General features: G+C 44.8%; 12 protein-coding genes. 8 read left to right on the forward strand and 4 right to left on the reverse strand.

The window, feature by feature from the left end; all coding sequences use genetic code 11:
* Window positions 1–65: 65 nt before the first annotated feature.
* From AC3WJC_RS15300 to porN, 6 genes are all read left to right on the forward strand, one after another.
* Window positions 66–1,043 (forward strand): DUF4271 domain-containing protein, encoded by a 978-nt coding sequence (locus tag AC3WJC_RS15300; protein WP_492399993.1) that lies wholly within the window; start codon window positions 66–68, stop codon window positions 1,041–1,043.
* A gap of 25 nt (window positions 1,044–1,068) precedes the next feature.
* The gene (locus AC3WJC_RS15305; protein ID WP_492399994.1) at window positions 1,069–1,833 is read left to right on the forward strand and encodes a uroporphyrinogen-III synthase; all 765 of its coding nucleotides are present in this window, start codon (window positions 1,069–1,071) and stop codon (window positions 1,831–1,833) included.
* Window positions 1,834–2,071: 238 nt separating this feature from the next.
* The gene (porK, locus tag AC3WJC_RS15310; protein ID WP_492399995.1) at window positions 2,072–3,394 is read left to right on the forward strand and encodes a T9SS ring complex lipoprotein PorK/GldK; all 1,323 of its coding nucleotides are present in this window, start codon (window positions 2,072–2,074) and stop codon (window positions 3,392–3,394) included.
* Window positions 3,395–3,478: 84 nt separating this feature from the next.
* Window positions 3,479–4,288, forward strand: coding sequence for a type IX secretion system motor protein PorL/GldL (porL, locus tag AC3WJC_RS15315; RefSeq protein ID WP_492399996.1), 810 nt, complete (start codon window positions 3,479–3,481; stop codon window positions 4,286–4,288).
* A gap of 49 nt (window positions 4,289–4,337) precedes the next feature.
* The gene (gene porM, locus AC3WJC_RS15320) at window positions 4,338–5,873 is read left to right on the forward strand and encodes a type IX secretion system motor protein PorM/GldM (protein WP_492399997.1); all 1,536 of its coding nucleotides are present in this window, start codon (window positions 4,338–4,340) and stop codon (window positions 5,871–5,873) included.
* A gap of 13 nt (window positions 5,874–5,886) precedes the next feature.
* Window positions 5,887–6,792, forward strand: coding sequence for a type IX secretion system ring subunit PorN/GldN (gene porN / locus AC3WJC_RS15325; protein WP_492399998.1), 906 nt, complete (start codon window positions 5,887–5,889; stop codon window positions 6,790–6,792).
* A gap of 75 nt (window positions 6,793–6,867) precedes the next feature.
* On the opposite strand, the gene AC3WJC_RS15330 is transcribed toward porN, so the two are convergent.
* From AC3WJC_RS15330 to AC3WJC_RS15340, 3 genes are read right to left on the reverse strand one after another with little or no spacing between them, the layout of a single operon-like run.
* A complete protein-coding gene (locus AC3WJC_RS15330) occupies window positions 6,868–7,557 on the reverse strand; it encodes a response regulator transcription factor (protein ID WP_492399999.1) in 690 nt (229 codons plus the stop codon).
* Between the two features lie 2 nt (window positions 7,558–7,559).
* The gene (locus AC3WJC_RS15335) at window positions 7,560–9,197 is read right to left on the reverse strand and encodes a sensor histidine kinase (protein WP_492400000.1); all 1,638 of its coding nucleotides are present in this window, start codon (window positions 9,195–9,197) and stop codon (window positions 7,560–7,562) included.
* An 8-nt stretch (window positions 9,198–9,205) separates the two neighbouring features.
* Window positions 9,206–11,104, reverse strand: coding sequence for a prolyl oligopeptidase family serine peptidase (locus tag AC3WJC_RS15340; RefSeq protein ID WP_492400001.1), 1,899 nt, complete (start codon window positions 11,102–11,104; stop codon window positions 9,206–9,208).
* A gap of 133 nt (window positions 11,105–11,237) precedes the next feature.
* On the opposite strand from AC3WJC_RS15340, the gene AC3WJC_RS15345 reads away from it, so the two are divergent.
* Window positions 11,238–13,046 (forward strand): tetratricopeptide repeat protein, encoded by a 1,809-nt coding sequence (locus tag AC3WJC_RS15345; RefSeq protein WP_492400002.1) that lies wholly within the window; start codon window positions 11,238–11,240, stop codon window positions 13,044–13,046.
* 20 nt (window positions 13,047–13,066) lie between these two features.
* Window positions 13,067–13,378: a DUF4286 family protein gene (locus AC3WJC_RS15350; protein WP_492400003.1), complete on the forward strand. Its 312-nt coding sequence runs from the start codon at window positions 13,067–13,069 to the stop codon at window positions 13,376–13,378.
* Window positions 13,379–13,431: 53 nt separating this feature from the next.
* On the opposite strand, the gene AC3WJC_RS15355 is transcribed toward AC3WJC_RS15350, so the two are convergent.
* A complete protein-coding gene (locus AC3WJC_RS15355) occupies window positions 13,432–14,004 on the reverse strand; it encodes a Crp/Fnr family transcriptional regulator (protein ID WP_492400004.1) in 573 nt (190 codons plus the stop codon).
* Between the last annotated feature and the right edge of the window lie 24 nt (window positions 14,005–14,028).

Below are 14,028 nucleotides of genomic sequence, written 5' to 3' on the forward strand. Positions count from 1 at the left end.
GTCAATTAAAAGTTAATGCACCGTCATTTACAAATAGCGGCCTAAACGCTTACCTTTGTACCGGTTTGACACGCTTACTCACTATATTATTATTTTTAACGACACTGTGCGGTGCGGCTACAGCTCAAACTGACAGTTCGGAAACGGAATTACCCATCGAGGCGGATACTAATTATTACCAGGCACCAAGGCAATACCACATGCTGGACTCGGTAGCCATAGCGGCCAAACTACAGGAACAAGCCGTGTCAGACTCATTGGCGATGCTGTACATAAAAGCACCTGACCCGGAACGCCCCAATCAGTTTGTAACACAAATGCTTGATAAATATTTGTACAAAGGCTATGGCTTTTGGGATATTAAACCGGCCTCAAAGGCTGTAGCAGGTACCGGAATAGGCCGTGCGGTGCGTGCGCGCTGGGTACTTGGAGTGGTAGTTGCGCTATTGTTATATTCAGGGCTGCTACGGTTAACCATCGGCCGCGATGTAGATGCTATATTACGGTCAGCCTTTAAAATGCAGCTATTCTCGCACAGCGATGAAGGTACCCCAATCACCTTTTGGACGTTTACCGGCCTGCTGGTGCTGCTGGGTTTTACTTTTGGCCTGTTCCTGTACCAGTTATCCGTTTATTACCAGGTATATTACCAGTTGGCAGGTATGGCACTTTACCTGTCGCTGTCCTTAGCGGTACTGCTGCTGTTCGCCTTTAAAATAATGGTGCTGAAATTTTTGGGCTGGGTATTTGTTATTAAGGAGATAGTTGAACGTTACATCACTATTTTATGCCTTACTTACTTTACCGTTGCCATTTTATTTTTGCCGGTAGTAATTTGTTTAACTTTAATTAATCCGCAGTTAACGCAATTAGTATTATTAATGGCATTGGGTATTGCAGGCGTAATTTTAGTTTGGCTTTACCTGCGTAACAGCGTAATTATTATTTCAAGCTTTAAGTTTTCGAAATTTTATTTATTTATCTATCTTTGTGCCCTTGAAATTTGCCCCATTTTAATATTAATAAAGGCACTTAACATATAGTATAATTGGTTAGTTATTACGGAGATTGACTTTGGAAGATAGAAAGAAAAGGGTTAAAAGCATTTTGGTGACCTTGCCAAAACCCGAAAACGATAAAAATCCATACGCCGAACTGGCTAAGAAACTTAATCTGAAAATTGATTTCAGATCGTTTATCCATGTAGAGGGTGTACCGGCTAAAGACTTTCGTAAGGAGAAAATAAACCTGGCCGACTTTACAGCGGTAATTTTTACCAGCCGCAACTCAGCCGATCACTTTTTTCGCATTTGCGAGGAGATGCGTTTTGAGGTACCGGTTGATATGAAATACTTCTGCCTGTCTGAAACCATCGCGCTTTATCTGCAAAAATATATTCAGTACCGTAAACGCAAGATCTTTTTTGGCAAGCAAACCGCATCTGATCTGGCTGAAGTATTGAAAAAACATTCTGCCGAAAAATTCCTGTACCCATGTTCAGACGTTGCGGCGGAAGAAACACAGAAGTTCCTGTTAGAGAACGGTTACAACTTCACCCCCGCGGTACTGTTCCGCACGGTATGCAGTGACCTGTCTGACCTGGCCGAGGTATTTTACGATGTCATCGCTTTCTTTAGCCCATCCAGCATACAATCGCTGTACAAAAACTTTCCTGATTTTAAACAGAACAACACCCGCATAGCCGCTTTTGGCGCTACTACCCACAAAGCAGTGCTTGATGCAGGCCTGATATTAGATATACCGGCACCTACACCGGCCGCGCCATCCATGACGATGGCTATAGATCAATACTGTAAGCAAGTGAATAAATAACGGTTGTAACTGTTATTTATTCACTTTTTTGCAACCCTTTCCCCTTTTTTTACGTTAACAACGTACTTACGCACGCCATTTTGTAATGAAATGATTTAGAGTATGATACACAAATTATACCCTACATCCTTCCGGGCAGTTTGGCACCGTGCTATATTTTTGCGCTTTTGTTTAAAAAAGTTAAAACTATATATTCGGGCGTTTGTAAAGTGTATTGATACTGACAGGACATTACCACATGAGAAAAATTTACTTTTTTTTATTTATAGCCGGATCTCTCTTATCTGCCTGCAAAAGCAGCGACCGCGGGGAAGTTACAGGCGTGCCGCAACGATCTTTCCGCTCTGAGGTACCTTATAATATGGTTTATATTCCCGGAGGTTCGTTTTTAATGGGACAAACAGACCAGGATGTAACTTTTGCACAGATAGCCCAAACAAAACAGGTGACCGTATCACCTTTTTTTATGGACCAAACCGAGATATCAAACACCCAATACAAACAATATGTAAACTGGGTGCGCGATTCAATAGCCATTACCAATTACCTTAACGACGATAAATACTATATACAACCACGCGGCGGCAATGCCAACGCAAACGCCAACAACGCGGCCGGTGGCCGTAAGTTTATAAACTGGGAGTATGTAAAAAAGAATCCGATCTGGAATTTCAGGGGTAACAACGCGGGTAATGCGGCCAAGCTTGACGGTATGTATTACCAGGGCGATGACCGCGTGTTTGACCGTAATGAGGTTGACGTACGCCTGCTTAAATACAACTACTCTATTATGGTATTACGCGATGCCGCTAACCATAAAAACGACCGTAATGCCAAACGTTCCGACTTCATCTTCCGCGATACGGTGAATGTTTACCCGGATACGCTGGTGTGGCTGAGCGACTTTTCATACGCTGCCAATGAGCCGATGGTTGAGGGTTATTTCTCTCACCCCGCCTTCCGTAACTACCCGGTTGTGGGTGTCACCTGGCGCCAGGCACGCGCCTTTACCGTATGGCGTACCCGTTATAACGATGCTTATAAGGATTCGCGCCGTTTACCGCACCGCCTGCCGTTCAGCCTGCCTACCGAGGCTGAATTTGAGTATGCAGCCCGCGGCGGCCGTATAGGCACTGATTACCCTTGGGGCGGCCCGTATGTTAAAAATGCCAAAGGCTGTTTAATGGCTAACTTTAAGCCCGGCCGTGGTAATTACACCGATGATGGCGGCGCTTATACGGTTAATGTGCGCTCCTACTTTCCGAATGATTACGGCTTGTATAACATGGCGGGTAACGTAGCCGAGTGGACGGCTTCAGCCTTTGATCCTTCAGCCTCAACCTTTGTGCATGATATGGCACCGACCTTTAACTATGAAGCTAAAGCCTCAGACCCTGAAGTGCTGAAACGCAAAGTAGTTCGTGGCGGCTCATGGAAAGATGTGGGTTACTTCCTGCAAAATTCTACCCGTAGTTATGAGTACCAGGATACCGCGAAATCATACATCGGTTTCCGTTGCGTAAGCCACTTTGTTGGCCGCGACATTCGCGACAAGCGATAATTTAATATTACGCCAACCTTATCGTGCTTATATTGTATTGTACTTTGATTAACAATAAATAAAAACCCACACTAACATCAACTTATGGCTCTCAAGAAAAAACCGTTCGGCATTGATAACATCATTTCAATTGGTGCAACCGTTGTAATTATAGGTTTGCTATTTAAAATTCAGCACTGGCAATACGCCAGCACATTTATTACGTTGGGTTTAGGTACTGAGGCGGTATTGTTCCTGATACTTGGCCTTCAGCGCGATACCGTGGAAGTTGACTGGACACGCGCCTACCCTGAATTAAATGAGGATTATAAAGGTGAACTGCCTACCGCTACCGCACGTGTAGCTGCTGCACCGGCCTCAACAGGCTTTTCAAATACAGCCGCGCTTGATAAAATGCTGAGCGATGCCAAAATAGGTCCTGAACTGATCAGCAGCCTGGGTGATAATTTAAGAACTTTTGGCGATAAGGTTGCCGCTATATCAACCGTAGGTGATGCAGGTACTGCTACTAACGAGTATATCGCTAAGTTAAAAACCGCTACCGCCAGCTATGATAAGTTGAGCACTTCTTTTGAAAAAGCGTCGGCCAACCTGGCTGAAATGGCTAATTCAAATATCGACTCGAAAGCCTACCACGACCAGGTGAACAACCTGGCCAAAAACCTGGGTGCATTAAACGCTGTTTATGAATTGGAATTGCAGGATTCATCTGCCCACCTAAAATCAATGAACACGTTTTACCACAACCTGTCGCTTACCATGCAAAACTTCAATGAGTCTATTGATGATTCAAAGAACTTTAAGGAAGAAGTCGGCCGCTTAGCTAAGAACCTGGCATCGCTTAACGCGGTTTACGGTAACATGCTTACCGCCATGAGCCAGCCACGTGTTTAATTGAGTATTAACAGAGTTCAACATCAACCCAATATAAAGAGACGAACACATGGCCGGAGGCAAACAAACCCCCAGACAACGAATGATAGGCATTCTGTACCTGGTACTTTTGGGACTTATTGCCCTTAACGTGCCCGACAGTTTACTGGATGCCTTTAAAAATATAACAGACAGTTTAGACCACTCGCGCGAGAACGTAACAACCAGTATCGGCAATACTTACAGCGCTTTTGAACAAACTAAATTAAAGGAACAGCCCGAGCGCGCCAAACCGGTATACGACAAAGCTAAAGAAGCCAGTAAAGTAGCCGAGGAGTTAAACAAATATGTTGAGGCATTAAAAGCCAAGCTGATTGAAGCCGGCGGCGGCATTAACAAGGAAACAGGCGACGTTGACGCACGCGATAACCTTGACATTTCGCCCCGCATCATGATCAATGAAAAAAATGCCGAGGCCCTGCAAAAAAAGGTTGAGGAAACCCGTACCAAACTGCTGGCTTTGTTGGATGAAAAAGAGCGCCAGGGTATAAATTTCGCTTTGGATGCAAGCGCGCCTAAAGCAAAGGCAGGAAATAAACAAAAGGATTGGGGCGAGGCTTACTTTGGCGATGGTATTCCGTTAGGCGCATCATTAACCACCTTAGCTAAAATCCAGGCGGATGCTAAAAACGCCGAGAACGAAGTAGTAAAAAAGCTATTAGGCAAAGTTGATCAGGCTGTAGTAAATCTGGACAAATTCGCGGCTGTAGCCGTTGCACCATCAAGCTATGTAGTAGCAGGGCAGCCTTATACTGCTGAGATATTCCTGACTGCCTATGACTCAAAAAGTAATCCAACCATTACCGTAAACGGATCGAACGTACAAGTATCTGAAGGCCGTGGTAAATACACTGTTACCACAAGCCGCGAAGGTTTCTTTAAATACTCAGGTACTATTAAAGTTGTTGGTACAGACGGACAGGTTAAAACCTACCAATTACCAATGCAGGAGTACCAGGTGGCCAAGCCATCAGCCGTAGTATCGCCTGATAAAATGAATGTATTGTACATTGGCGTGCCAAACCCTATCTCGGTATCAGCACCGGGTGTACCGCTTGAGAAATTGCGTGTGAGCATGACAGGCGGCTCGGTAAAAGGCAGCGGCGGTAAATATACCGCTAATGTAAGCTCAATAGGTACGGCGAAAGTTACCGTATCAGGCGAAGTTGCACCGGGCAAAACACAGGTTTTAGGTGTAACCGAATTCCGTGTAAAACGTATACCTGACCCTAAGGCCATGTTTGCCGGCAAAAGCGGTGGCAGCACCAGCTCAGCCAATATACGCGGACAGGACAGGTTATTTGCCCGCTTAGAGAACTTTGAGTTTGATGCTAAATTTAATGTTACCCGTTTCAGCCTGCTACTGGCCAAGCCACGTCAGGATGTAATAAAAGTTACCTCAACCGGAGGCAGCGTTAGTCCGCAGATGCGCGCCGCCCTGAATACCGTAACACCCGGAACAAAGGTTATATTTACTGATATTGTTGCCGTTGGCCCTGATGGCTCACAACGCGGTTTGGATGATATTGTAATATCTGCAAATTAACAGACAGAGATAAATGAAGAGATTGTTGACCATAGCACTGGGTTTAGCTTGCACGGCATCGTTCGCGCAAACCACGCCTCAGCAGCCTAACACCACTACAGGTGCCACCGCGGCGCACGCCGCGGACAGCCTTGCACAAGGTTATGAGCGCCCGGTTGATGGCTATTATACCAAATCGAGTTTTGAGGCCGGTAAGGTTACCCCTTACCCTGCCTTACGCCAGGCTGATGTGGTATTCGCTAAGCGTGTTTGGCGCGAGATTGATGTTCGTGAAAAAATGAACCAGTACCTGGCTTCGCCAAAATCAAGGCTGATCGACGTGTTGATGGCCGCTATTGATGCCGGTGAACTTACCGCTTATGATCCATCACCAAACCCTACCAAGAACGACCCAAGCGGTGACGCTTTTTCAACACCGCTAACCGGTGGACAGGCCAAAGCCCGCATGGCTGATAGCGCCGTAGTTGACCAGTTTGATGCCGACGGTAACAAAATAGGCTCAAAAGTACAGGCCGGCGAATTTAACCCGGATAGCGTGGTAAAATTCCGGATAAAAGAGGATTGGGTGTTTGACAGGCAACGCTCGGTATTTGAGCCGCGTATCATAGGCATCGCTCCGCTCATTAAATTCCAGGTTGAAGGCCTGGATATGGATTATCAACCGGCATTCTGGGTATATTTTCCTGAAGCAAGGCAGGTTTTAGCCACGAAGGAGGCTGTTAGCCGCAATAATGATGCAACCGGACTCAGCTTTGATGATGTGTTCCTAAAGAGGCTCTTTAGCAGCTACATCGTTAAGGTATCAAACGATAAAGACGAACGTATCAAAGATTATGCCCAGGGCATTGACAGGCTTTATGAGTCCGAGCGGATCAAAAAATCCCTTATGGACTGGGAGCTTACTCTTTGGGAGTACTAAACGCTACTAACCATCCAACTATACAATGTGTTAATTTTAAGGCTCGGAGATATTTATCACCGGGCCTTCTTTATTTTATTCATGCGAGAATTTGTAACCTATTCCCCTTACGGTTTGTAAAAACTGCGGCGAGTCGGGGTTATCCTCTATCTTTTTACGCAGGCGCACAATGTGCATATCAAGCGTGCGGGTGTTTACATCGGCATTGTAGCCCCATACTTCCATCATCAGTTCTTCGCGGTTAATTACCTTGTTCTTGTTTTTCAGGAAGTAGAGTAATATACGGTTCTCCAATATGGTCAGCTCTACCTTGCGGCCATCCTTAATCAGCAGGTGGGTGTTTGGGTGATGCTCCATTCCGGCAAAGCGGTATGATTCCGCCTTATCATTATTCAGCGAAAATTTGATCTTGTTATCAATCATCGCTATCAGTACGTCCATATTAAAAGGCTTGGTAATATAGTCGGACACGCCGAAGTTATAGGCCTCTATCTTGTCCACATCCTGCGCCTTGGCCGTCATCATGATCACCAGTTTATCAAAGCCCTTTTCGCGTATGCTGCTACAAACGTCAGCACCCTGTTTGCCGGGCAGCATCCAATCCAGCAGTACAATATCCGGCTGCTCGTCAAGTATCATGTTCTCGGCATCCTCGCCATTACCGGCTTCGAGCACCTTGTAACCTTCTGATTCGAGCCGCTCGGCCACCAGAAACCGCAGATTCTCATCGTCCTCAACTAATGCTATTTTAATTTCCTTACTCATTACTATGTTTGATATGGGAGTATAACAATAAATTCCGATCCCTGGTTTACTTTGCTTTTAACAATGATGTCGCCATCCATAAAATTAACCAGCTCTTTACAAAAAGCCAGCCCCAGGCCAACACTGCCATTTTGGTTGTATTGGTTTTCGAGGCGGTAAAATTTCTTAAATATATTATTTAATTCGGTTTTGGGGATGCCTATACCCTGATCGGTAAACGAAAAGAATATATTCTTTTTTTCGCGCCACAGCTTAATAGACAACACCTTTTTTTGCGGATGCGAATATTTGTACGCGTTCTCCATCAGGTTTTGAAATACGCTGCCCAGCATCACCGGGTCGGCCTGAAAGTAATTTACGCCATCCTCAATATCCAGACTCAATTGAAAATCATGATACTTGATCCGGAAAGTTTCAATATAGCGTTTAATAAAGCTCTCAATATCGATGCCTTCCTTTTTTGTGGCGATAGACCGGTTTTCTAACTGCGTGAACGATAGCAACCTGTTCATCAGTTCATTCAGCTTATCGGCCTCTTCATCCAAAATACGGCCATAGTGTTTGAGCTGCCTTTCGCTCAGCGGGTTTTCTCCCCGCAGGTTTGATCCGGCTATTTTTATAACGCTTACCGGGGTTTTAAATTCGTGCGTAAAATTATTAATAAAGTCGTATTGCAGTTTAAACAGCTTGAGGTTAACATTCAGGTTACGGTAAATAAGCCAGGCCGTGAGCAGTAAAAAAAAGTAGATCAATAAAGCGATACCGCCTATAGGCATAAACCGGCGGTTAATTTCGTTATTTAAATGCTCCCTGGCTGATACGAAATACAGTTTATAATTTGAGAATGCACCCGGCAAGGCCACTTCGGTCACGATCTTATTTTGATCGATAGTCAGCGGATCATAGACTACGGGCTCAACAGATATTTTTTGATAGAGTTCGGGATGCGGATTTTTAACACGGATGTAGCGCGGGTCAAGCAAAAAGGTCATCATGTTTTGCTTAAAAAATGATTGCTGGTTGCTGCGCTGCATCTCCTTGTACATCTTAATATCCTGCCGACGCGGTACGTTCAGGTAAGAGATCTTATCAGGCTTTACATCATAAAAAGTGCGGAACACTTCATTTTGTGAGGGCACGTTAACGGTATCGGCACGATTGATAAAGTCGTTCAAACGGCCCGCCATAGCCCTGAAATCCGCCTCGTTTGACGGGCTGTAACGCTCAATGCTGTTAACTTTAGGCCAGTTAGGCGTAAATTCATAAACCGATTGTACAAATATCCCCAGCCTGTTGCGGCGGGCCGGGCGTTTGCCGATACGTATATCATAAAACACCACGCGGCGTACAAAGGCGTAATTAGTAAATACCGATTCGGCATAAGTAGCGGCGGAAGATGAATCTAAAAAGCCCTGGTAAGAGGTAACCTCGGGTATCTTGTTCTGAAAAAAATCATTATAAGGCGAGATGGTTTGCTCCAGCACATCTATCTTTTTTGAGGCAAACTCATTTTCTACATATTTACTGGTTAAGCTGTAAGCCGTAATGAAGGCGATAACCAGCAAAATAGTTATCAGCACCATAAAAACGATGATAAGCGAAAAGTTTTTGCGGTACAGATTGCGTTGCGCCTTAACCATGTATGGTTTTAATTTTTACCGGATAAGTTGGCTTCCAGGAATTTTTCCATTTCGGTATACATCAGGATGCGGTTTGCCTCATTCCGAAAAAACGAGCGCTCATCATTTTTAAGGATGTAATTTACCGGTACCTTCTTTTTACGCAGTTCGAGCACAAACTGGTTCAGTTCGGTAATGTTCGACCTGATATCCTTACCGCCCTGTAATATCATTAAAGGTACCTTTATTTTATCAGCATGAAAAACCGGCGAAATAGCCCGCAAATGCTCGGCATCTGTTTCCGGATTGCCTACCATTTCATACGTCATTTTTAAATATGGCTTAAAAAACGGCGGCGCATCCTTTATGAAGGTAAAAAAGTTGATCAACCCGTTCTGTACAATGGCGCAGCGGTACATATCCGGATGAAAAGAAACACCATATAAGGCCGAAAACCCACCAAAGCCACCGCCATAAATCGCCATACGTTTTGGGTTGGCTATTTTTTGTTCTATCAGCCAGTTGGCCCCGTCGGTTATATCCTGCTGTATTTTGCCGCCTACCTGTTTAAAGCCCGCGTTGCGAAATGCCTTGCCATACCCTGCCGAACCACGATAATTCATTTGCAGCACCGCATAGCCTCGGTTAGCTAAAAACTGTACTTCGGCATTATAACCCCATGTGCTGCGCGCCCAGGGGCCGCCGTGCGGCATTACTACAACGGGCAGATCTTTACCATCACTGCCTTTGGGCAGGGTAAGGTAGCCATTAATCAATAACCCATCACCGGCTTTGTAAGATATGGGCTTCATATCCGACATTTGCCCCGGCTCTATACTTGAATTAGTTTCGCCCAGGCGGGTAAGTTTAGCGGTAGCGTTATCATACAGATAGTATGATCCCGGATCACGGTCTGAATAGGTGTATACTATAAATTTTTTCTCGGCACTGTCACGGTCAATGATCCGGGTTTCGTTGCCTTTAAAGTTGACCCCTATCTTATCATACAGCGCTTTAATGGTATCATTAAAAAAATGCTTTTGCGGTTTGGTTTCTTCCCAGGCAGCAAAATCCAGGCGGTGCTTGTCTTTAAAGTACTCTACGTACATAATATCAGCACGATCGTCTTTATACACTACCTCTACCTGTTTGCCTGTTTCAGCATCGATCTTAACCAGTGCCATTTTATCCTGCGAGAGATTAGATAACGCGTAAAAATTATTGCCCTTACCTGTAAAAGCGATGGGCCTGATGGCATCCCTGAAATTACTCACGACCACCGGCTTAAACGGCGCTTGCTCGTTCGGCCTGTATAATATGGTGGTGTTTACCCCGTCGGACGCGCGGGCCAGCAGAATGCGCCCGTCGGTATCGGTAATCCAATCGGTAATATCACCGGGGTTGGTAATATATAGTTCCAAGGCACCGGTGCGAATGTTAAGATGGTAAACGTCAAATATACTTTCGTCGCGTTTGTTCAGGCTAACGGTCAGTATATCCTGATCTATCCGGCTACGCCCTAACAGCCTGAATTTTACTTTATAGCCCGAAAGCAGTTCGCGGGTTTTAAAAGTATTGGCATCCAGCGCGTAAATTTTCAGGCTGTCGCTGGCCACCATATCAATGCTGTAAATTATCTGGTTATTAAACGTCCAGAAATAATCGGTTACCGGGCTATCAGAAAACTCAGTAACCATACGACCTTTGCCATCTATAAGTGACTGAACAAAAAGGTTTTGCTTGCTTTTATATGATTTTAAATAGGATATATATTTTCCATCCGGAGATATGCGGAAAAATGTTTTTTCGGGTGTTTTAAAAAAATCAAGTATAGGTATCTTCTCCGGTGTTTTTTCAGTACATGAAACCACTCCGGCAAGTATCAGCATATAAAATATTGAGCGCCAAAAACGCAACATTACACTCATCAGGCACAGTTATAAAATGTTAAATTAAAGTATTTTAAACTTATCTGCTTAAAATGTCACCACAATTTTACCCATACAAACATAAATTGACGCAGCACAGCGTTTAATGATTGAAAACGGTATTTTTGAAAGGATGGAGAAGCCGCGCACCCTCATATATCTTATTTTTATACTGCTTTGCAGCGGCACCATCTATGCGCAAAACAATGAGTTGAAACTGGCGCAACAATACAGCGCCAACGGTGAACTGCAAAAAGCATCTGAAATTTACCAGAAGCTCTATAAACAGGAAAACGAAGCTTATTATCCTTTTTATGTGAACAACCTTATTGCCTTAAAAAAGTTCGACGAGGCAGAGGGCATCACCAAAAAGATGATCAAAAAATATCCCGCAGAAAGTGATTACACCCTAAAGCTTGCGGCAATTTATACCCAAAAAGGAGATACGGATAAGGCCAATAGCATTTATAATGATATGATCGGCAAGCTGCCGGCCGAACCCGGAGCCGTATCTATGCTGGGAATGCAGCTTTACCAGGGCGGCAATATGGAGTATGCCATCAAGGCGTTTAAACAAGGGCGAAAACTGCTTAACAACAATACCGCTTTCGCCCATGAATTGATTACGCTATACCGCTATAACCGGGATAAGGCCGCGCTTATTGAGGAATACCTGAATTTTTTACCGCAAAATCCTGGCTATGCCAACCAGGCAAAAAATACCTTATCGGCATTATTTGAGGATGCGGACTACGACATTTTAAAGACCGCCCTGTTTAAACGTATACAAAAAGACCCCGCACAGGCCGCTTATACTGATCTGCTGACCTGGCTGCTCCTGCAACAAAAAGAATACGGGCAGGCGGTTAACCAAGCTATCGCCCTGAACCGGCGCAGTGATGCTGACGGGGAGGGCATTATTGACCTTTGCCGCATACTGGTTGAAAACAATGCTTTTGATGATGCCATACGCGGGTATGAATATGTAGTAGGCAAAGGGCAAAACGAGCGTTGGTTTATTACCGCCAAAATTGAGCTGACTGATGCCAAAAGCCAAAAAATAACGGCTGGCAATTATACCGCTGCAGACCTGTTAAGCCTCGAGCAGGATTTTAAAGGCCTGCTTACACAATTCGGCGCATCACCGACAACGGTATTTGCCATGAAACGGCTGGCCAACCTGCAAGCGTTTAAACTGCATAAGCTAAATGAAGCGCAGCAATTATTGCAACAGGCAGTTGCCTTACCCGGATTAAGCCCACAAACCTTAGCCGGCTGCAAGCTTGACCTTGGCGATATTTACCTGATTAACGGTAAGCCGTGGGAAGCTACTTTACTGTACAGCCAGGTTGAAAAAGATAAAACTGACAGTGAAACCGAACAGGAAGCCAAGCTGCGCAACGCTAAGCTAGCCTATTATACCGGCGATCTGGAATATGCCAAAGGCCAGCTCAATATTTTGAAGGCGGCTACATCAAAGCTGATCGCGAATGACGCGCTTAACCTGCAATTACTCATCAGTGATTACCTGGCTAATGACAGCACCGGGGCCGCGCTTAAAATGTATGCCCGCGCTGATCTGCATATTTTTGCTGAGCAGCCGGATAAGGCCATGCGCACGCTGGACAGCATCAATGTAAAATATCCGGAAAATTCATTAGCTGACGATATACTGATGGCAAAGGCCCGTATCATGATCGGCAAAAAAAACTATGCGGCGGCAAGCAGTAATTTAAAAACCATTGCCGAAACACACTCCACCAGCCTTTGGGCGGATGATGCGGTGTTTATGCTGGGTGACCTGTACGACAATCATCTTAATAATAAAGAGCTGGCTAAAACCTACTACCAAAAAATAGTGACAGATTATCCCGGCAGTTTATGGCTTAACGAGGCACGCAAGCGTTACCGGGTACTGCGTGGCGATAACCCGGGCACCTGATATTTTTGTACTTTTGCACCATGATCATTTACAACGAAACGGTAATTGTTGAGGAAGCCAGCCATACCGAATGGCTTACCTGGATGCAGCAAACGCAGTTACCTGCCATAAAAGCAACCGGCTACTTTAATCAATACAACATTTTACATATTATGGATTCGCCTAACGAGGGCGTTACCTATTGCGTACAATACCATGCCGATAAACTGGAAGATGTAGAAAATTACTTCGCCACCCACCTCGACCAATTTCAGGCAGCACAGCAACTGCTGTTTGAGAACAGGCTGGTAACCTTTAGCTCGCTGATGCAAACCATACCCAGCATTTTTTAGCGAGAATCACAACTTCTTGTTGATCAATAATCAACAAGAAGTTATGTTATGTATCATCGTTTCTTACCTCGTATCTTGCTCAAAAACTCCGGGGTAACACCTAGGTAGGAGGCCAGCATGTATTGCGGCACACGTTGTACAAAGCCGGGAAAGCGATCGACAAACAGGTTATACTGCTCCTCGCCGGACATGTCAAACAAGTACCTGATCCGCATCTGGAAAGCTCCGAAGCCTTTTTGCATTACACGCATAAAATAATGCTCAAGTTTGGGTACACGTTCAAGCAAGCGTTCCTGATTGGCCATGGTTAAGGTCAGTATCTCCGATTTTTCAACGGCCTGTATATAAAACACCGATGGCTGTTTGGTATCAATGCTCATATAATCGCCGATCCACCAATTATCAATACCAAATTGTACAATATGCTCAACCCCGTTTTCCTTTACAAAATACATGCGCAGGCATCCTTTTATAACAAAATATTGCGCGGTGCATTTTTCGTCAGCCGATAACAGGTATTGTTTTTTGCCGACTTCCTCATATTTAAAATATTCTGTAAGCACCTGCTGCTCATCGGGTGTGAGGGTTACGTATTTACTGATGTGCTGAAGCAGGGTGGTAAACATAGGCAGCGGCTTTGGTTGCAGTGG

This window comes from Mucilaginibacter sp. FW306-07-L, assembly GCF_058782065.1.